A 20,739-nucleotide genomic window follows, 5' to 3' on the forward strand; every position below is an offset into this window, starting at 1 on the left:
GGAAACGGTCAAACCATCATGACTAGTGTACCGTTGCTCCTGCGTGGCATTGAGTTACGCCGAAGGTATAGTGGCGCAAGCTATGACGTTATTCCAGCACAGTGACCATCGTGGGAATTACCGGCTCGCCCTTCATCAAGGATTGTGCGGCGATAGGCAGCTGCTCCATTGTGCGCGCATGATAGTCATGCGCCGCCATAATGGCGTCGTGTCCGCGATACTGCGGATCGATATTGCCATGATTGACATAATCCACCAGCAGATTGCGCCAATTATCGGGTGCGGTAAAGCCGTGCAGCGCATCCTCGCTGCCGGCCACTACATGTTCGCATTCTGCGAGATTGTAGGTGTATTCGCGGAAGGCCAATTTGCGTCCCGGTACCGTGGCCTTGTCCTTGGATTTTTTTGCTACGGGTCGCATCGTGCCATCCGTATCGGCACGTTCGGCCAGCTTATACACCATGCCGCAGGTCGGGGCGCCAGATCCCGTAACCAGCATAGTGCCAACGCCATAGGCATCCACCGGGGCGGTTTGCAGGGATGCCAGCGCATATTCATCCAAATCATTGGTCACCGTAATCGTCGTATGTGTTGCGCCCAACGCATCCAATTGGTTACGTACGCGCTGCGCCATCGCCGCCAAGTCGCCGGAATCGATGCGCACGCCGCCAAGTTCGGGCCCTGCCACATCCACCGCCGTACGCACCGCCTCCTCGATGGTATACGTGTCGACCAGCAGCGTAGTATCCGTACCCAAAGCGGCGACTTGAGAGGCAAAAGCCTCGCGCTCGCTGTCATGCAGCAATGTGAAGCAATGGGCGGCAGTACCAATGGCTTTCAAGCCGTACAGACGCGCGGCCAGCAGATTTGCCGTGCCCTGGAAACCGCCCACCACGGCAGCACGCGCCGCGGCCACGGCGGCCCACTCATTAGTGCGTCGGCCGCCCATATCCATGCACGGGCGTCCGTTGGCGGCGCTGGTCATGCGGGAAGCTGCGGAAGCCACCGCGCAATCGTAATTGAGGATAGACAGGAACAAGGTCTCCAGCAGGGTGCATTCGCCAAACGTACCTTCCACCTGCAGGATCGGTGAATTGGGGAAGAATGCGTCGCCCTCGCGGTAGCCCTTGATGGAACCGCTGAAGGAGAAATGCTCCAGCCAATTGAGTGTCTCGCGGCTGACAATGTGGCGGTCGGCAAGAAAACGAAGGTCATCGTTGTCAAGATGGAAGTTGTCTAGCGCGTCGAGGATACGGCCGGTGCCGGCCACGATGCCGTATCGTCGTCCTTGGGGCAGATGTCGTGTGAAGATCTCGAAAACACAAGGGCGGTTTGCCGTGCCATCGCGTAGGGCGGCGTCCAGCATCGTGTACTCGTACATGTCGGTCATCAATGCCGGTGAATAATCAGCCATGACTGCCTCTTTTTCTACTGCGTGTTCATCTAAGTCGTGCCGCCATATGGCCGCATGTCCATATTGCCGTGTCGGCAACCGGGCGGTATTGGCGAAACGATCCTTATCCCTGGGCGGGGAACGATCTAGGTGGCCCGTCCTGTGCTTACAAGTAAGCGTAGTGTTGTGGTGCGACGGTGGCGCGATGCCGACGCGGCTGTGTGCGGTGGGTGAGGCAGGGAGCTGGTGATATGTTGCCCCGCACAGGTAGGTTGGAAGCCATGGTTGAAATCAAAGACATGCTCAATGGCAACACGGTGCTGCGTGCTGACGGACGCGCAGTGGATGAGTTGCGTCCCGTGCGTATCACCCGTCATTTCACGGACGCTCCGGAAGGCTCGGTATTGATCGAATGCGGCAATACCCGCGTGATGTGTACGGCGACATTCACCCAAGGGGTCCCGCGCTGGCGTAAGGACTCCGGTTTGGGTTGGGTAACGGCAGAATATGCGATGCTGCCGCGAGCCACCGCAGAACGTACCGATCGCGAAGCGGTGCGCGGCAAGATCGGTGGGCGCACTCATGAAATCAGCCGTCTGATTGGACGCTGTCTGCGTGGCGTGGTCAATATGAAGGCGTTGGGTGAGAACCAGATTCAGCTGGACTGTGATGTGCTGCAGGCCGACGGCGGCACGCGTACCGCTTCAGTGACAGGCGCATACGTGGCGATGGTGGATGCCCTGCGTTGGGCGGAGCGCCACCACATGATTCGTTCGGCGGACCGGGTGCTCACCGATTGCATTTCCGCGGTTTCGGTAGGTGTGATCAATGGCACGCCCATGCTGGACCTGCCATACATCGAAGATAGTCAGGCCATGACCGATATGAATGTGGCGATGACAGGCTCTGGCGCGTTCATTGAAATTCAGGGAACGGCGGAACACCAGCCCTTTACCCGTGACGAACTGAACGCGTTGTTGGATTTGGCGGAGCGTGGCAATCGTGCGTTGCAGTCCGCGCAGCGCAAGGCATTGGATCAAGACTAAACGGCTTGTTTGTGCGGGTCATGCGGAACAGGTGAGTGTGATCCTTGCAAGAAGTGGACGTACGTCATGCGGGCTATGAATGGAGGAGTTGGCAATGAAGATCGTGGTGGCTACTCACAACGAAGGCAAACTGGCGGAAATGCGCCGTATCATGACCGATCATCTCGGTGGCGACGTGCAGCATGTGGAATTGGTGTCAGCCGGATCACTGCAGCTGCCCGATCCCGTAGAGGATGGCGTGACCTTTGAGGAGAACGCTCTGCTCAAAGCGCGTGACGTGGCGCAGCGCACTGGTTTGCCTGCGGTTGCGGACGACTCGGGACTCATTGTGGATGTCATGGGACGCGCTCCGGGCATTCTCTCCGCGCGATGGGCGGGCGTGCATGGCGATGATACCGCGAACAACACCTTGCTGTTGGCGCAAATCAGCGATATTCCCGATATGCAGCGTACGGCGCGGTTCTGCTGTGCAGCCGCGTTGGTGGTACCTCAGTCCGAGCCCATGGCTGAAGGTGATGCGCAAGCCTGCGATGGCAAGCGTTTTGCCATCGCCGAGGAAACGGTGCAATTGGGTGAGATGCGTGGCGTGATATTGCGTGAGGCGCGCGGCGAGCATGGTTTTGGCTATGATCCGCTGTTCGTGCCGAACGACCAGCCCGCGCGCATAGGCGAGGACGACGAGCCATTGACCTCGGCGCAAATGACACCCGAAGAGAAAAACGCCATCTCCCATCGCGGCAAAGCGTTGGCGGCGTTGATGCCGGCCATCGCGCGGTTGATGGCATGAATCTAGTGGAAAACTGATACGTCAGTATGTCGTTCAGTGATGTAGGCTCTGTCCGAGTTGAGTTCAGTGGAACGGGGTGTTGACATGAAGTATGGCGATGCCCTGTTGGCGTATTGGCTCTAATGTTGTGATGCAATTGCGCATGCATCATCGAGCATGTTGTGGATTCGCCACAGTTCGCTGGTACGGCTGGAATGATACCAGCATCGTTCATAATCGCTGCGCCATGCGGCGATGTCGGCGATGACATCGGGGTCGTCATGGTGTAGTAGGTGATGGCCCAGTCGATTGAATATTACCTGTCCTTCGGCGAGTATGCGAAGATGCTCTAGGTATTGCCTATTGTATGTATCACATGTGTCGGGTTTGTTGTTTGTGGCGTTGTTGTCATAGCGCTGGCGTATCAACCGGATGATGGTTGCATTGGCTTGTTCGGTGCAGTCAATCCATGGGGCGAGCGTGCGCAGATAGCATTGGCGGGCCTCGTCGACTGGCATACCGACATGCAAGTCGGGGCAGTCAAGCCCCTCGTATGCTGCCCACGACATGATGGTTCTTATGACATCGTCATTGGCGCGGTGGTTATCGCTGACGCTCAATTCTACGAAGCGTACCAACGATTCCCAACTGAACGTAACGCATGCGGCCAGTTGTCGATATAGTTGCAGTATAGGTTGGCCTTGATAGGCGAGTACGTTGATGGCGTGCTCGATGGAATCTCGTGCTTCGGGCTCGTGCAGATGAGTTGGATTCCAAGCGGCGCAGGCACCGTACCATAATCCGGGAATACTGGAGGTGGGGTCGTTAAGGTGGGCGTAATCGCCCCAGTCGGTAACCATGAATCCCGCAAGTTGGTGGCGCTGTGCGTGCTGTGCAAGACGAGTGCAGTTGTGCCATGCGTCGTCGATGCGCGGCAGCAGCGAGTTCCAGGCGTGGACGGCTCCGCAGGCGTATTGGGGGTGCCCGGTGCTGGCAAGGGTGGCGATGGTGTCGTCGGTGACGTCAGGTGCGTATTGCCAGTTGAGCAGTATGGTGGATTTAGGCAAGGTTGTGGCCAGTTGCGGATGCCGCGCCAGTACGTCGGCCCATATCATAGGAGTCATGCCGCGTTTGATAGTGTGTTCGCAAAGTTGTCGTACCGCGGTAGCATAGGTTTCTGGTCCGGTGAGCGGGATGCCATGTTCATCACGAATTCCGGTGCCGAGGTCGAAAGGCTCATCTGCACAGATATTGCAGGCATCGGCATGGAACGGCGTGCTGTAGCCGTCGATGAGATGTTGCGCGAAACGTATGGCTTCCGAATCGGCGGTATTGATGGTGTGGTGAAGTTGGCGTTCGACGAAGCTGAAGGGGCGATCGGCCAAGTCGGGTCGTTCGCCGAGATGACGGTGGGTCGTGGTGCGCATAGGCATGTATTGGTGTCCGATGGTGGCGACCGCGGGTACAAGCCGTATGCCCAGTTCACCGCAGCATTGCGCGACGGCTCGGATGTCGTCGTTGGTGATGGGGTCGTATGATGCTTGGTGGGATTCGGAAGAAGGGATGTCGGGGAACGTAAATGCATGTTCCACGTAGAGCTGCAGTTCGTTGTATTTGGCGAGGGCAAGTTGCTCGACCCAATGCAGTAGCCATTCGCGCGTGGGCACTCGGCCTCGCGTGATATCAAGCATATAAGAACGCGTTTCGAATGTCGGATGGTCGTCGATGCGCAACTGCGGCAATGCGTCGCCGTATTGCCGTAACAGTATGCGCAAAGTCTGCATACCGTGGCGCAGTCCTGGGGGATTGCCGGCGGTGATGCTGATGCCATCATTGATGGCGAGTTGATAAGCCTGTGCTGGAATTTCGGTTGATAGAGTGCAGGTTATGGATGTGCGCTTCGGCGTAGGCCCCGTGTTGATGCCGCAGATAACATTCGCGTATTGTCTCAAGTCATTCTGCAGTCGTGCCGCCGTGGATTGGCAGTCCTGGACGGCTGTCTCGGGAATGGTGATGTGTCGAATGGTGTTTGTGCGCAGTAGGGCATCAGATATAATGCATTGCCGTGGCTGCGGAATGATAATGGGGGCATTGGTCATGTCGTGTCCTCGCTGATGCCGGCAATGTGCGTCTTGTCACCTGTTGAAGGCGATGTGTCTCGCTTTTCCTCATAATTTCAATACGTATTGACAACTAGATATATCTTGCACTAGTGTCTAGAGGTATCTATTTGTGCAAATGGCGCACAGATAATTTGTCCCCAATGGAGAGGGTGAGGTATGAGGCGAATAACGGCAATTACGGCTTCGTGTATGGCGGTGGCAATTATGACGGGCGCTGCTGGTTGCGGCGCACAATCTTCGGACGGTCCGGTGACTATCAGCTTCTACTCATATCTTAATCGTAAAAATATAGAGCCAGTGGTCGAGGCTTTCGAAAAAGCGCATCCGGAAATCAAAGTTGATGTGAGTTATGGTTCGAGCTCTACTCAATATTACGAAGTGCTGAAAACACGGGCTGCCGGTAACCAAATTCCCGATGTGTACAATCTTTCGGGCGATGTCATGCGTGCCGGTGCGGCGTTGGATCTGACCGGCGACGATATGCTGGATGGGATTGACGCTGCCACGCTTGCTCCGTACAGCATGGACGGCAAGGTGTATGGCATGCCCGTGACAGGTTGGGTCGGCGCGCTAATTTACAACAAGGATTTGCTGAAGAAAGCCGGCTATGACACGTTCCCGACCACCTGGGATGAGTTCATCGAAATGGGCAAAGCCTTGCACAAGCAGGGTGTTACTCCGTTCCTGGAAACTGGGTCGGAAATGTCCGGCACATTTACGGGTTTGTTGGATAGCTACTACGAAAAGGAAGGCATGGCCACCGGAGGCGATTTGGATCAGCCGATCTGGGATGGCAAGAAGACCTTTGAAGAGCAGTGGCTTAAGCCGTTGCAGGAATGGATCAAAATCGTCGATGCTGGTGTACTGCCGAAGTCGACGGTGTCGTTGAGCGGTGATCAGATCAAGCAAAGTTTCTTTGTGGGCGATGTGGCGGTATACCGTTCCGGTGCTTGGGATTTGGATGATTTGCGCAAGTCTGGCATTAACTGGGCCGTGGCGCCGATTCCCGCGTATCCCGGCGGCCAACCCACAGTGAACGGCGGTCCCGATCAGGCGTTCTCCATCTCCTCCAAGGCAAGCCCGGAGAAGCAGAAGGCTGCCAAGACCTTCCTGTCGTTCATTAATAGCGCCGACGGATTGAAGGTGCTGACAGAAAACACTGGCACGGTGTCATTGTCCAAGCATTACGATGGCGAGGTTCCGGCAGAGTTCAAGGACGTCATCGAGCAGTATTTGCAAAAAGGTCATTTCCATTGGGTGAAGTGGCCCAAGGGCGATACGGCAATGACAGCTGAGCAGATTGCGCAGCAGCAGCTGTTGATTCAGGGCAAGGCCACGCCTCAGGAGATGCTGCAGGATCTGCAGGAGAAGTGGGATCAGGTTTCTCAATAACCAGTTGTGCTTGATGGCAAAGATTAAGGCGGGGCGTCCATGTTGGGTGCCCCTATATATCAACCAACCAGCCAGTGGAACATCGTGGTGAGCATGATGGCGATGACTGCGGTAAGCGACAGCGTGAATCCTGCGAGTTTGGCATTGCCCAGCACACGGTCGGTGAACATGGTGGCGAACACGGCTGTCGGAGCCATGCAGCATATGGCTACGGCTTCGCGCACCATGGGGTCGAATGGCAGCAGGAACCAGGCAGCGGCTGCGAACAGGGCGGAACAGGGTAGTCTCCAGGCGAGCACGGTGCCCACGGCTTTGACGTCATCGATGGAGTTGGGAAGTTCCATCAGGAGCCCCACCATCAGCATGGAACATAAGGTGTTGGCTGAGGAGAACGGCTGACATATGGTGGCGATCCAGCTGGGAATCGGTACTTGCATCAGCATGAGCACAATCATGAGTAGATAGGTGTCGAAAGAGGCCGAGCTGAAGAAACCTTTGGCGACTGTACGATACATGCCATGGCGCGCCAAGCGTCTTGCGTCTTTGTCTTGTGGACGCTGGTGGGGCAGGGTTGGAGCGTCGCTGGCATGCTGTTCGGCAAGGGTTTTGCCTGGCTGTATGTGTAACAGTGATTGCGTCATGACGTTGGTTCCGGCGGCCACCATGACGGAATTGCCAACGTCGAACATGGCGGCCGGAACGAGGGCTGCAGGGCCGATGAGGGATTGCAACACGGGGAACGAGAAGCATCCTATATTGAATCCGGAGCCGTTGAGCATGAGGAAGGTACGGCGCGTCACCGGCGTTCGACGTGTGGTGAGGAAGATGCATATCGGCGGTATGGCGGCGACGATGACGGCAAATACCGATACCCATAACAGGTGCAGGTCGTGTGGGTTGGTGGCGAACGAGTAGATGATGGCGCCGGGAAGGACGAGGTTGAATTCGGCGGTTTGCAAGACTCGATAGTCTTTCGCTCCGAACAGTCCGCATCGCTTGCAGAGGTATCCAGCGAGGATGATGAGCACCAGTGTGCATGATTGCAGCATGGGAAGTCACCTCGTTTTCGTGCGTTATGTAGTGTGCCGTGCCGCCATCCCTTATGGGGGCATGTATGGGGCATGCTCCATCGTAACCCTTCGTGGGGCCGGTGAATCGAAGGTATGGCAAAGTAGCGAAAAGGGTGCGCGAGATGGGACTTGAACCCACACGTCCGAAGACACAGGAACCTAAATCCTGCGCGGCTACCAATTACGCCACTCGCGCGTGATGCATGCAGTGGAGGCACGTAGGTGACCGCCAGCTGATATGCAAAACCCTAGACGGTGGAACCATCTAGGGTGATGGAGCCACTTGACAGAATCGAACTGTCGACCTGCTCATTACGAGTGAGCCGCTCTACCGACTGAGCTAAAGTGGCGTATGCTTCAGAAAACTTACCGTGTTCTGCACACAAGAAAGATATTGTAGCTGAATATCAGGATTTGTCCAATTGGCTGTGTCGCGGGGTGTCATACGGTGTGGGGTCCTTGAGTTGCTGCGTTTTTGGGGATGCCGTGGTTGGGGGAGTTGTTGGCAAAGCCGCAATGACAACGTTTGCGGTGTCTGTCTTACCAGTGTGCTGGTCTGTCCGCTTTTGTGAGTATCTTGTGAGATGACAAGCGACGGTAGGCATATGCCACCGTGGTGCGGCAGGTTTCGTGAGATCCTGACCGTCTTCGGGACATAACTACCGCTTTGTGGTGATATGAAAGGACCTAATCCCATGGCCATCAATCCTCCCGTTGACGCCACCAAAACCCCTGAGTGGGCGGCGCTGCAGAAGCATTATGACGAGTTGCAGAACGACGGCATCAGCCTCAAGCAGTGGTTTGCCGATGACGCCGAACGCGTGGAAAAGCTGAGCTTCGAGCTGGGCGATCTGCACATTGATTTGTCAAAGAATCTCGTTAAGCCCGAGACGCTGTCGCTGTTCGCCGATCTGGCGAAAGCCGTCAAGCTGGATGAGCGCACCAAGGCGATGTATTCCGGCGTACACATCAACAACACCGAGGACCGTGCCGTGCTGCATACTGCGCTGCGTCGTCCTGCAAGCGAAGTCGGCACATTGATGGTTGACGGACAGGATGCCGTCAAGGACGTGCGAGACACCTTGGACCGTATTTATGCGTTTGCCAACAAGGTCCGTTCCGGCGAATGGAAGGGCGTGTCCGGCAAGAAGATCGAAACCGTGGTGAACATCGGTATCGGTGGCTCCGACCTGGGCCCGGTGATGGTGTACGAGGCACTGAAGCCGTACGCCGACGCAGGCATCAGCGCTCGTTATGTGTCCAACATCGATCCCAATGATTTGGCGGAGAAGACCAAGGGGCTCGATCCGGAAACCACGCTGTTCATCGTCGTGTCCAAGACGTTCACCACGTTGGAGACCCTGACCAACGCTCGCGTGGCCCGCACCTGGCTGCTGGATGCCCTCAAGGCTTCCGGCGCCATCGACGGATCCGACGAGCAGGCCGCCGAAGCCGTGCGCAAGCACTTCGTGGCGGTGTCCACCGCGTTGGACAAAGTCGAGGCGTTCGGCATCGACCCGAACAATGCGTTCGGCTTCTGGAACTGGGTTGGCGGCCGTTACTCCGTCGATTCCGCCGTCGGCACGTCGCTGGCCGTTGTGTTCGGACCGGAGCGTTTCGAGGAGTTCCTGCAGGGTTTCCACACGGTCGACGAGTACTTCGCGTCCGTGCCGTTTGAGAAGAACGTCGTGGTGCAGCTCGGCATGCTGAACGTGTGGTATCGCAACTTCTTCAAGGTCGCGTCCCATGCGGTGCTGCCGTATGACCAGTATCTGCACCGCTTCCCGGCGTACCTGCAGCAGCTGACCATGGAGTCCAACGGCAAGTCCGTGCGTTGGGACGGCACTCCGGTGACCAGCGAGACCGGCGAGATCTTCTGGGGCGAGCCGGGCACCAACGGTCAGCACGCCTTCTATCAGCTGATTCACCAGGGCACCCAGCTGATTCCGGCCGACTTCATTGCGTTCGTCAATACGCCGAACCCGACCAAGGATGGCGACCAGGATGTGCACGAGCTGTTCCTGGGCAACTACTTCGCGCAGACCAAGGCGCTGGCGTTCGGCAAGACCGCCGACGAGGTTCGCGCCGAGGGTACGCCGGAGGAGATCGTCCCGGCTCGCGTGTTCACGGGCAACCGTCCGACCACGTCCATCTTCGGTGTGGCGCTGACCCCGGCCGCGGTGGGTGAGCTGATTGCTCTGTACGAGCACATCACCTTCGTCGAAGGTACGGTGTGGGGCTTGGATTCCTACGATCAGTGGGGCGTCGAGCTGGGCAAGCAGCTTGCCAAGCAGATCACCCCGGCCATTTCGCAGGATGACGAGGCGCTGGCGGCGCAGGATGCGTCCACCCAGTCGCTGATTCGTTTCTATCGCGCGAATCGTCAGTTCTAAGCGCGTCATGCGCTTAGGCGCGGAGTAAGAGCTGCGCCATGAAACATTGGACCGGTGCCGTTTGGGCACCGGTCCAATGTTGTAGGTGGGGGCAGCCGGGATGTGGCAGGGTATGGGCAGAGTATAGGCAAGGTGTGGTCTCATTGCGTCCAGCAGTGTGGATATACTTTTGCTCCGATGTGTCGAAACGCGGGCGCCGCATAGTCGTGCGTTTCCCTTGAGTCCAGCCGAGCATCATGCGTCGGCGGATTGGCACGCTTCCGCAGGGCAAATCCTGAGGAATACCAACCGGGCGCGCATCCGCGCGCGTCCCAGAGCATGCGCTGATATGCGGCAGCGTGTAAGGAATAGCAATGGTGAACGCTATTGAGGCATTTGATGCCAAGCATATGAAGCCCGCCGAGGAGATCCCGGCGTTCCGTCCTGGCGATACCGTCGACGTGAACGTGAAGATCCAGGAAGGCAACAACTCCCGTATCCAGACCTTCACTGGCGTGGTGATCGCGCGCCAGGGCGGCGGCGTGCGCGAGACCTTCGTGGTGCGTAAGATCAGCTTCGGCACCGGCGTTGAGCGTCGTTTCCCGCTGCACTCCCCGTCCATCGACTCCATCAAGTTGGTGCGCAAGGGTCGTGTGCGTCGTGCGAAGCTGTACTACCTGCGCGCTCTGCGCGGCAAGGCCGCTCGTATCGTCGAGCGTCGCGACAACAGCGCCAAGGCGTGAAGTTTTCGCTGAATGCGGGGAAACGGTTTGGGAACTTTTATGGTTTCCGAACCGTTTTTCATATATGGCAATAGTACAATGAGACGAAGCATGCGTTGCCGGTGGCGCAACGCGACCCTGCACTGACTATCGAGGAGAACCATGCAGCCAGAGCCTACCCCGTATCCTGAGGTTCAGCGTGATACCGACGAATATACGATGAGTGTGGCGGGGCATGCGGTTGATCCATCGCCGTTGCCGATGCGCGTGGTGGAACCGACCCAAGATCCGGTGCATCGTCGCAGAGGTAGTAAGTTGGGTACGGTTGTGGTGATATGCCTGCCGGCGATTATATTGCTGCTGCTGCGTCTTTTCCTGTTCGGCATGTATGTGATTCCATCGGGGTCGATGGAAAATACGATTCTTCCCGGCGACCGGGTGATTACGACCAAGTTGACCCCGGGTGTGTTTGCTTTGCAGCGCGGCGATATCGTGGTGTTCAAGGATCCGGCGAATTGGTTGCAGTCGGAGGAGCAAAATGGTTGGATTGGCGATGATTTGATCAAGCGTTTGATTGGTCTTCCCGGGGATACCGTGGAATGCAGGGGCGGCGGGGCTCCAATTACCATTAATGGTGTGCCGATTGACGAAAGCGCCTATCTTCCGGAGGGTGAGGAACCTAGTTCGTTTCCCTTTAGTGTGACGGTGACTCCTGGGCATATTTTTGTGTTGGGGGATAACCGTTCGCATTCCGCCGATTCTCGCTACCATCAGGATGATGGTGCTCATGGTTTGGTACCGATTAGTGACGTAGTGGGCGTGGCGTTGGTTACCTATTGGCCGGTGTCGCGGTGGACGGTGTTGGACGCCCATCATGAAGTATTCGATAAGGTTCCGGATCGTAGCGCTGGTCAGTGAACGTGGATGTGACGTTGGATATGTCCGGGCATGCCCGTCCGGCGGAGTCGGTGTCTGTGGATGAAGGTGGCGGACAGAAGCCGTCGCCCACTTTGCAGTTGGAGACTGCTTTGGCGGATGCGGGCCATGATGTGATTGTTGGCTGCGACGAAGTTGGGCGTGGAGCGTTAGCCGGTCCGGCGATGGTTGGCGCTGCTGCGATTTGGTCGCGGGACGTATATGATCTGCAAGTTCCCGAAGGCGTGGCCGATTCCAAAATGTTGACGGAGCGCCGCCGTGAAGCGTTGTTTGAGCCTTTGCAACAATGGTGTGCGGCATGGGCTATTGGTCAGGCGTCGAATGAGGAAATCGACGAATGGGGTATCGGACATGCCTTGGGAGTGGCGGCGTTGCGAGCATTGCGCGAGGTCGAGAGGACGCTGTCAGTGCGGGAGGGTATGAGCGTCGGTGTCATTCTTGACGGCCCGCATGATTACATCACCAAGGCGGTGGATAGTTTCGACGCGCCGGAAGTGGTAGTTCGTCCTACCGTCATCACCAAGGTAAAGGGGGATCGGCATTGTGCGTCGGTGGCTGCGGCGGCGGTGTTGGCCAAGGTGACTCGTGATCGGCTGATGGTCGATGTGGCTCGGGGCAATGCTCGGTTTGCGCCATATGCGTGGGAAAAGAACAAGGGCTATGGTTCGGCTGCACATCGGGCGGCAATTGCCGAGTATGGTCCTACGGCGTTGCATCGGTTGAGCTGGCATTTAACCTGACCGTCGGATTTCGTCCGTTGTGTTGCCCGGATTATCGTTGCTGAATGGTCGCCCGAGGTGCATCTATTCATTCTTGCGGATGAATAGCGGGGAAAACTCATGCCGTCGTCCGATGGCGCAAGGCTACCAGCCCTCATACTGTGATTGGCATGACAACATATAATGTGACAACGTCGGGGCGCGACGCATCAACGGGATTGCTGTGGGCAAACGATGTAGTGATGGATTATGCTATGTCGGGGCAGACATCGGGTTCCTTGGATCATCCGGTATCCGGCATTCCCGTTGACCACGCGCAGTGGGATACGGCGACCCGTGCGCTCAATCATGTATCATGCGCTATTGTTCCGGGGCAATCCGTAGCGGTGATGGGGCCGTCGGGTTCCGGCAAATCAACGTTGCTGCATGTGCTGGCGGGTATTGTGCGCCCTACAAGTGGCACGGTGATGTTTCAAGGACGCGATCTTGCCGCCATGTCGGACGCGGAGCGCACCGCGTTGCGTAGAAAGGATTTCGGTTTTGTCTTCCAATCCGGACAGTTATTGCCGGAGCTACCTGCTGTAGAGAACATTGCCTTGCCATTGATGCTGCAGGGATGTAACTATGACCGAGCCACCGATACGGCCATTGCATGGCTGGAACGGTTGGGGCTACGCCAGCTTGCCGCACGCCGGCCTGGCGAGATGAGCGGCGGTCAAATGCAGCGCGTGGCCATAGCCCGAGCGTTATCCATCCGTCCTCGCGTAGTGTTTGCGGATGAGCCTACGGGTGCCTTGGACCAGCAGACAGGACGCGACGTTATGGCGCTATTGATGGACACCTGCCGTGCATTGGGTACTGCGGTAATGGTGGTGACCCATGATGCGTCGGTGGCTTCGTTTTGCGACGATCGCATGGTGATGCGCGATGGCTATCTGACGGTGGAGCGGAAAGGATGACGATGAGTACGTGGACGTTGTGGAGGTTGGTCCATGGCCACTATCATTGCCGGCATCGACGTGGACAGGATGCGATATCGATAGGGCGGCGAAGAGTCGGAGTGAGTCTGCCCTCGATACTGGCCGTGGTCGCGTTCGCCGCTTCTACGTCGTTGCTACTCACGGTATTGGGTGGCGTGCACGCGTTCATATCGCGCGCGTCCGCCGACCACACCGTCGGCTGTTTTTTCAATGTCACGCGGTGTGATCCTTTGGCATTGGCGGCATGGTCCGATCGCACATCACAGGATATGGCGACTGACGTAGCATCCACTTATGTGATATTGGCGGTGTTCGCAGCGATATTATTGTGCGTACCGATAGCGACGCTGGCCGCTGCGGCGGCACGACTGGCTGCAGGCAGGCGTGACGCGCGATTGGCGACGCTGCGTCTGATTGGGGCCAGCACAGGGCAGGTTGTCAGACTCACTGCATTCGAATCATCGGCGCAGGCCTTCATCGGCGCATGGTTCGGGGTTGTCGGCTATATCGCATTAATGCCGCTGGTGATGCTGTTGCCGTTCCAGAACCAACGGTTCACCTTCGCGCAATTATGGGTGGGCGTTGGTGTCATAATGGTTACGGTTGCGGCGATAACGCTGCTTGCATTAGGCTCGTCGCTCATTACCCTTCGACGTGTGGCCATTACGCCATTGGGAGTCAGTGCCAAAATATCTCAGCCATTGCCTTCACGGTGGCGCGTTGCGGTATTCGTCATCGCCATGGCAGCGGCGCTATCGGCGCTCGGAATGCGTGCAAGCCTTGCCACGGTATGTGGTATCGGCATAACCATTGCGGTGGTATGCGGGGTATTCGCCGGAATGCTGGGACTGATGAATCTCGTGGGAACTTGGATGGTGGCCTGCCGGGCACGGCATCATGCGCGTCATCCAAAAACCGCAGCGCGTATGCTGGCCGCACGTAGGATTTTGGCTGATCCGAAACGCGCCTGGCGCAACGTATCCGGTGTGGCGCTCGCCGTATTTATCGCTGGTGTGACCTCGATATGCGGGGTGTTTGCAACCGTTGCTGTGTCAAGTGGCGTGCAAGATACGGTGAGTGTGACGTTGTTCCGCGATATTGGATTGGGCGGCGTGGTGACGCTGGCCTTCGCGGCGGTATTGGCGTCGGTGTCGAGCGGCATTATGCAGGCGGGAAGTGTGTATGATCAAGCTGACCACTATCGTGCGCTCGTTTGGGAAGGAGCGGACGAGGGGATGCTGCGTAAGGCTCGGTTCGAGGAGGTCATGCTGCCGTTACGGCAGGTGGTGACAGTATCCGCCGGATGCTCGATGATGTTGATGCTGCCTATGTTTGGCGCGGTAATGATGCGTCCGGAGACGCTGGTGCTGTTCGCGGCGGGTATCGGTTTGTGCTTTGGACTGGTGTCGGTGGGAACATGGGCCGCCAATCGAGTGGCGTCCGGTCTGCAGGCTACGGATTATCGGGCCGATGATTGACGGGTTATGTGCGGGGAGCGCCGGCATGGCTGCATGCGGCGGCACGGTCATGTAATCGTGTGGTTGCATGACTGAGTGCCGACGAGGCGGCGCCGATGCAAGGTGGCCTAGTCAAGCAACAACGCGATGATGGCGATGATAACCGGGCTGGTGAGCGTGCTAAGCAATATGCCGTCGCGGGCGAACCCCAAGCCGACTTGATAGCGTGCCGCATAGTTGTACACATTCTGACCGGTGGGGAGCGCCGCCAGCACCACGCAAGCGTATAGGGTCGCTCCCCGAAAACCCATCCAGTAGGCGATGGCAAAGGCTATGGCAGGCATGACGAGGTTTTTCAGGATGGTGACGGTGATGACGGCCGGACGGTTGCCGCGTTCGCGCATGGGCGAGCTGCCGCGCAGGGACATGCCGAACGCCATGAGAATCATGGGGACGGCGGCGTCGCCCACCATGCTGATGGGGTCGTAAAGATAGTCCGGTACGGGGAAGGCACCCGTGTATGACGTGGTCAGCGAGACGGCGATGCCGAGCAGTGAACCAAGCAGCAGCGGTTGGTGCAGCGGCTGGGCGGCGATGCGCCGCAGAGAAGGCCGTCCGCTGGAGCACAGGTCGAGGGCGGTGAGGGCCACGGGTGTGAACAGCGCCTGTTGCATGACGAGGATTGGGGCGACCAGACCGGGATTGCCGAGGATATAGGTGGCGACCGGTAGGCCGATGTTGTTGGAATTGAGATACAGGGCGTTCAGTGCGCCGATGGTGGCGTCGGCCGCGGGCAGGTGAAACCAGAGGCGGTTGATGACGAGGAACAATGCTCCGACGGCTAACGCCGAACAGAAGGCCACCACAATGGAAGGGTGCAGAATGTCAAGTATCGGCTCTTTGGCAAGGATGGCGAACATCAGACAGGGGCTGCATACGAAGAAACTGAACTGATTGAGCACGTGTTGCGCTTGCGGGCCGCCGATGCGCAGTCTGGCGGCGATGTAGCCGATGGCGATGACGAGTCCGATAACGATAAACCCTTGCATCGCATGTATCATGGCTGCTCCTTATATGCCTGAACCCACTGTCAGTTTGCCATGCTCCGTTGGCGTATTCAACGGCATGTCCATGTATTGTCTGTGATTCTGGGCTATGCGGATGGTTATGGGTTTCCGGCAGCTACGATAGAAGCTATGGCTGACGTATATGAATCGATCGATATGCAATTGGGGTATGATCCGAACTTGTCTCGTGGCGAGGCCTTGAGGCGGCTGCTCACCGAGGTAATGGGGGTGTATTCGGTAAGCGATTGCGAGACGGCGTTGGCCGATGCCGTGGAGCGAGCCCTGCGTCGGACCGAGCATCTGACGGTTCGTCGGCATGGTGACACAGTGGTGGCTGCGACCCGGCTGGGACGTGCGCATCGTGTGATTGTGGCGGGGCATCTCGATACGGTGCCGGTAATCGATAATTTTCCGCCGGTGTGGTTGGAACCGGGGGATGATCGGATTCGTTCGCAAATTGCGCAGGCGCATCCCACTGATTGGGTGATGTGGGGGCGTGGCGCTACCGATATGAAGGCGTCGGTGGCGGCGCAGCTGTACTTGGCGATGACGATGTCCGAGCCGCGCGTGGATCTTACGTTCGTGTTCTACGATCATGAAGAGGTTGTGGGTAGCAAGAATGGTTTGGGGCATGTGGTGCGTGACCATCCGGATTGGATCGAGGGCGATATTGCGATCATCGGTGAGCCGACGAATTGCGGCATTGAGGGTGGGTGCAATGGCACGATGCGTTTTGACGTGGTGACGCATGGCACGGCAGCGCATTCAGCTCGCGCATGGATGGGGCATAACGCCATTCATGACGCTGCCGACGTGTTGGACAGATTGCGTGCATTCAAGCCGCAGACGGTGACGGTGGATGGGCTGACGTACCGCGAGGGCCTCAACGCCACGATGATCGAAGGCGGCACCGGTACCAATGTGATCCCCGACGAGTGCCGTGTGCATGTGAACTACCGTTTCGCGCCGGACAAGACACTTACGGAAGCCAAGGCGCTGATGATGGGCGAGCGTGACCAGGCGCAGATGGATGGTGTGGAACGTGTGGCGACCGGCGGTGTGTTCGAGGGATTCGGCATCGTGATGAAGGACGAATCGGCGTCGGCGCGTCCTGGCATGGACACGCCGCTGACGCAATCGTTGGCTGATTTGGTCCGCCAACGTACCGGCCGTGACCCGGTGGCGAAACTTGGATGGACGGATGTGGCGCGTTTTGCCGATTTGGGCGTGCCTGCGGTGAATTTTGGTGCCGGTGATCCTTTGCTGGCGCATAAGCATGATGAGCAGGTTCCCTTCTCGGATGTACTGATGATGGTGGATATTCTTCAAGAATGGCTCCGGTAGCCTCAATCTTGTGTCATACTGGAATACGGTGGTGCTGCAAACCACCGGAGCATTCGACGGCGTCGATCCCCTCGCAAGGTGCTTTGTGATTGCGAGCGCTGGTGTCCGCTGTTGTGCAAGCAGACTTTTGACGGAAGTTTTCCGGCGAGGCGTGTAATACGCGGCCGCGGTGAGAGCGTGGTGATGAGACTCGTGCGGAACGGGAAAATTGGCGATGCGGTTGCAGCGCGTCGCGAGGAGCATTGTGCCCAGAGCAAAACAAGAGAGTTTCGACGAGGTCGAGGCTACGACAACAGTTGAATCAGTTGATAGTTCGATCGACGCCGCGGATTCGACGCCAACTCGACGCCGTCGTGGACGTCGTGTGGTTCGTGTTGCCGCTGCCGCTGATGCGCCGGTTTCGTTGACGGTTGAGGAGCATGATCCTACGCAGTCAGGCGTTGTCGCCGATGCCGGCGCAATCGCGCCGGAGGCTACGTCGACGCATGATGAAACGGATGGCCGTTCTTCGTCGCGCCGTCGGCGTTCGCAGGTGTCGCAGGATTCGTCGCAGTCGGAGCGGTCTGCGTCGTCGCGTGCTCGCTCGCGTCGCCGTATTGCCGCGCACGATGACCAATCCGGTGATGAGCTGGTTGATTCCAGCGATCTATCTCACGACGCGGATGTGGCGGCGGATGTGGCTGCGCAGAACCGTTCGGCAACGCCGGAGAGCCAGGATCGTCGTTCATCTCGCCGCCGCTCAGCGCGCCGCAGCGCCGCTGAACATACGGATGACCGTATAGCCGATGATTCGATGCCGGTCGATGTGGAGCAGGACGCGGTGCCGTTCGAGACGGATGAATCCGTGTCATCTCGCCGCAGGTCGCGTACGCGTTCGTCGCGTCGCAGCGCGGTGGAGGAACCTTCCCAGACCAATGCGGATATGGGCGACGACGTCTCGCAACAGCCTCAGCCCGCAGCTCCGCCCGCGCGTCCGATGACGTCGTTGTTGTTCCAGGAGCCGGTACTGTTCCAGGAGCCGGTTCTGCCGGTGTCTCGCCGCGTGCAAGAGGATGATCAGCGCGATCAGGAACATGACGATGACCCGCGCGAGGATCGATCTGGCCGTCGTCGCAATCGGCGTGGCAAGGGGCGTGACCGTGAGATGCGTGAGGCAGATCGTCGTCGCGAGGAGCCATTGCAGTCCGCGGATACCGATGACATGGCCGTCGGGCGCGAATCTGAGGTGTCGTTGGAAACGTTGGTGAGTTTCGATGATGCGCAGGATCGGCAGTCTCGCCGTTCACGCAGGCTTAATGCTCAGGAACGCCGTGCGGCCGCTGAGGTTGAGCAGATCGAGGAAGATCTTGAGCTTGATGACATCACCTACACGCCGATTCGTGAGGAGGATGGGGAGGATAATGCGGACGAGGAGCAGTCCACGCGTACGCGCCGTCGTCGCCGTTCCCGTGCGGAGCGTGATGAGCAGCAGGTGTCGGATGATTCGCCGCGCGAGCGTCGCAGCAGCGTAGACGAAGATGACGAGGATTCGACGGTTACGCGTCGTCGTCGCCGGCGGCGTAGCAAGGGTGGCGATGAACCGGTGGAGGAGATGACGGTTCGTCGTTCGCGCAAGCAGCAGTACATCGATGAAATCACCGATGTGGAGGGCTCCACTCGTTTGGAGGCTAAGAAGCAGCGTCGCCGCGACAATCGTCGTGAGCGCAGTCGCCAGAGCCAGATTATGGAACAGGATTTCCTGGCGCGCCGCGAACATGTTGAACGGTTGATGGTGGTACGCGAGCGTGGCCGCCACACGCAAATTTCCGTTATCGAAGACAACGTGCTGGTGGAGCATTACGTATCCGATATTCAGGAAGTCGCTACCGTTGGCAATGTCTACCTTGGTCGTGTGCAGAACGTGCTGCCGAGTATGGAAGCGGCGTTTGTGGATATTGGACAGGCCCGCAACGGCGTGCTGTATGCCGGCGAAGTCAATTGGGACACCACACGCCTGGAGGGACAGCCCCGTCGTATCGAGCTGGCGTTCAAGTCGGGCGACCCGGTGCTGGTGCAGGTCACCAAGGATCCCATTGGGCATAAGGGCGCGCGTTTGACCAGTCAGGTGACGTTGGCTGGGCGTTTCCTGGTGCTGGTGCCGTCCGGTGGCATGACGGGTGTCAGCCGCAAGTTGAGCGACCGGGAACGCTCTCGCTTGAAGTCGATTGTGTCGAAGATTGCGCCGAAGGATATGGGCGTGATTATCCGCACGGCTGCCGAAGGCGCTTCGGAAGAGGCGATTGTCAAGGATTTGGAGAGCCTGGTTCGCCAGTGGGAGCGCATTAGTGACAAGCGTGAGGAATTCCTGCATGGCCGCCGTCCCAAGCTGCTGCAGGGCGAGCCGGATGTCGCCATTCGTGTGGTGCGCGACATTTTCAACGACGATTTCAGCAAGATGATTGTCGAAGGCGAGCAGGTGTACGGGCGTATCGAGGAGTACCTTGATACGATGGCGCCTGATTTGCGCGATAAGTTGGAGCGTTGGGAGCCTGGCGAACATGGCGGCAAGGATGTGTTCGACAAGTGGCAGATCGATAGCCAACTGCGCAAGGGGATGGAACGGCAGGTGTACTTGCCGTCCGGCGGTTCGATTGTGGTCGACCGTACCGAAGCCATGACGACGATTGATGTCAATACCGGTCGTTTCATCGGCAAGGGCAAGTCGTTGGAAGAAACGGTGACGCGCTGCAATTTGGAAGCTGCCGAGGAGATTGCCCGCCAGCTGCGTTTGCGCGATATCGGTGGCATGGTCATGATTGATTTTGTTGACATGGTGATGCCGGCGAACCGTGATCTGGTCCTGCGTCGCTTGGTGGAATGCTTGGCGCGCGACCGTACGAAGCATCAGGTGGCCGAGGTAACCTCGTTGGGCTTGGTGCAGATGACGCGCAAGCGCATTGGACAAGGCCTGGTCGAGGCATTCTCCGAAGAGTGTCCGACGTGTAAGGGCCGTGGGTTCATCGTGCATGATGAGCCAACGGTGTCTGCTGACTTCGACGATCCGTACGCGTTGAAGGGCGGCGATCCGTTCATTAAGACGAACAAGCATGGGCATGGCACCGATGTGCAGTCTCCCAAGGGCTCGTCTCCTGATGTGCGGGCCAAGCTTGCCCAGATTGCGGCGGCGGCAGTGGCGGCGAACTCGGCGGAGCTTGAGGAATCCGGCGCTTCCGACGATGATGATGCGCGCGCCGTGGAGGTTTCGGACGAGTCGCACGAGGAGCACGACGAGCATAGCGAGAAGTGACGGCTGGCGGCGGTGCGCGTGATGATACGGCGTGCCGCCGCCTGTTGACACGCATTAACCTATTGG

15 protein-coding genes and 2 tRNA genes are annotated in these 20,739 nt (G+C 58.1%); 11 read left to right on the forward strand and 6 right to left on the reverse strand.

All coding sequences use genetic code 11. The features are described from left to right. Positions 1 to 88: 88 nt before the first annotated feature. Positions 89 to 1,462, reverse strand: coding sequence for a nicotinate phosphoribosyltransferase (locus AC1AWK_RS07210; RefSeq protein ID WP_476569692.1), 1,374 nt, complete (start codon positions 1,460 to 1,462; stop codon positions 89 to 91). Between the two features lie 212 nt (positions 1,463 to 1,674). Between AC1AWK_RS07210 and rph the strand changes: the two genes are divergently transcribed. Further along, positions 1,675 to 2,439, forward strand: coding sequence for a ribonuclease PH (gene rph / locus AC1AWK_RS07215; RefSeq protein WP_476569368.1), 765 nt, complete (start codon positions 1,675 to 1,677; stop codon positions 2,437 to 2,439). Between the two features lie 94 nt (positions 2,440 to 2,533). After that, positions 2,534 to 3,226 carry a non-canonical purine NTP pyrophosphatase gene (locus tag AC1AWK_RS07220; RefSeq protein ID WP_476569370.1) on the forward strand — a complete coding sequence of 231 codons (693 nt, stop codon included), beginning with the start codon at positions 2,534 to 2,536 and terminating at the stop codon, positions 3,224 to 3,226. A gap of 119 nt (positions 3,227 to 3,345) precedes the next feature. Here AC1AWK_RS07220 and AC1AWK_RS07225 read toward each other — a convergent pair whose 3' ends face one another. Beyond that, positions 3,346 to 5,304: a glycoside hydrolase family 20 zincin-like fold domain-containing protein gene (locus AC1AWK_RS07225; protein ID WP_476569372.1), complete on the reverse strand. Its 1,959-nt coding sequence runs from the start codon at positions 5,302 to 5,304 to the stop codon at positions 3,346 to 3,348. A 213-nt stretch (positions 5,305 to 5,517) separates the two neighbouring features. On the opposite strand from AC1AWK_RS07225, the gene AC1AWK_RS07230 reads away from it, so the two are divergent. After that, on the forward strand, positions 5,518 to 6,720 hold the full coding sequence (locus AC1AWK_RS07230) for an ABC transporter substrate-binding protein (protein ID WP_476569373.1): 1,203 nt from the start codon (positions 5,518 to 5,520) through the stop codon (positions 6,718 to 6,720). Between the two features lie 59 nt (positions 6,721 to 6,779). On the opposite strand, the gene AC1AWK_RS07235 is transcribed toward AC1AWK_RS07230, so the two are convergent. From AC1AWK_RS07235 to AC1AWK_RS07245, 3 genes are all read right to left on the reverse strand, one after another. Next, positions 6,780 to 7,769 (reverse strand): AEC family transporter, encoded by a 990-nt coding sequence (locus tag AC1AWK_RS07235; RefSeq protein ID WP_476569375.1) that lies wholly within the window; start codon positions 7,767 to 7,769, stop codon positions 6,780 to 6,782. Positions 7,770 to 7,904: 135 nt separating this feature from the next. Then, positions 7,905 to 7,986: transfer RNA gene (locus tag AC1AWK_RS07240), tRNA-Leu, on the reverse strand. Between the two features lie 78 nt (positions 7,987 to 8,064). Further along, a tRNA-Thr gene (locus tag AC1AWK_RS07245) sits at positions 8,065 to 8,140 on the reverse strand. Between the two features lie 345 nt (positions 8,141 to 8,485). Here AC1AWK_RS07245 and pgi point away from each other — a divergent pair. The 6 genes from pgi to AC1AWK_RS07275 all read left to right on the forward strand — a co-directional run bounded on the left by pgi (position 8,486) and on the right by AC1AWK_RS07275 (position 14,997). Then, positions 8,486 to 10,183 carry a glucose-6-phosphate isomerase gene (gene pgi / locus AC1AWK_RS07250; protein ID WP_476569377.1) on the forward strand — a complete coding sequence of 566 codons (1,698 nt, stop codon included), beginning with the start codon at positions 8,486 to 8,488 and terminating at the stop codon, positions 10,181 to 10,183. Positions 10,184 to 10,536: 353 nt separating this feature from the next. Further along, a complete protein-coding gene (gene rplS / locus AC1AWK_RS07255) occupies positions 10,537 to 10,905 on the forward strand; it encodes a 50S ribosomal protein L19 (protein WP_476569379.1) in 369 nt (122 codons plus the stop codon). 141 nt (positions 10,906 to 11,046) lie between these two features. Continuing rightward, positions 11,047 to 11,802, forward strand: coding sequence for a signal peptidase I (gene lepB / locus AC1AWK_RS07260; RefSeq protein ID WP_476569381.1), 756 nt, complete (start codon positions 11,047 to 11,049; stop codon positions 11,800 to 11,802). Between the two features lie 20 nt (positions 11,803 to 11,822). Next, positions 11,823 to 12,560, forward strand: coding sequence for a ribonuclease HII (locus AC1AWK_RS07265; protein ID WP_476569694.1), 738 nt, complete (start codon positions 11,823 to 11,825; stop codon positions 12,558 to 12,560). A 149-nt stretch (positions 12,561 to 12,709) separates the two neighbouring features. Continuing rightward, positions 12,710 to 13,498 (forward strand): ABC transporter ATP-binding protein, encoded by a 789-nt coding sequence (locus tag AC1AWK_RS07270; RefSeq protein ID WP_476569383.1) that lies wholly within the window; start codon positions 12,710 to 12,712, stop codon positions 13,496 to 13,498. Between the two features lie 2 nt (positions 13,499 to 13,500). Beyond that, positions 13,501 to 14,997, forward strand: coding sequence for an ABC transporter permease (locus AC1AWK_RS07275; RefSeq protein ID WP_476569385.1), 1,497 nt, complete (start codon positions 13,501 to 13,503; stop codon positions 14,995 to 14,997). A 107-nt stretch (positions 14,998 to 15,104) separates the two neighbouring features. On the opposite strand, the gene AC1AWK_RS07280 is transcribed toward AC1AWK_RS07275, so the two are convergent. Continuing rightward, complete coding sequence (locus AC1AWK_RS07280) at positions 15,105 to 16,037, reverse strand: AEC family transporter (protein ID WP_476569387.1); 933 nt, start codon at positions 16,035 to 16,037, stop codon at positions 15,105 to 15,107. Positions 16,038 to 16,199: 162 nt separating this feature from the next. Here AC1AWK_RS07280 and dapE point away from each other — a divergent pair, with 162 nt between their 5' ends. Both dapE and AC1AWK_RS07290 read left to right on the forward strand, forming a co-directional pair. Next, on the forward strand, positions 16,200 to 17,387 hold the full coding sequence (gene dapE, locus AC1AWK_RS07285) for a succinyl-diaminopimelate desuccinylase (protein ID WP_476569696.1): 1,188 nt from the start codon (positions 16,200 to 16,202) through the stop codon (positions 17,385 to 17,387). Between the two features lie 220 nt (positions 17,388 to 17,607). After that, positions 17,608 to 20,673: an Rne/Rng family ribonuclease gene (locus tag AC1AWK_RS07290; protein WP_476569698.1), complete on the forward strand. Its 3,066-nt coding sequence runs from the start codon at positions 17,608 to 17,610 to the stop codon at positions 20,671 to 20,673. Positions 20,674 to 20,739 lie beyond the last annotated feature (66 nt).

The sequence above is a fragment of the Bifidobacterium sp. LH_491 genome (genome assembly GCF_056356495.1).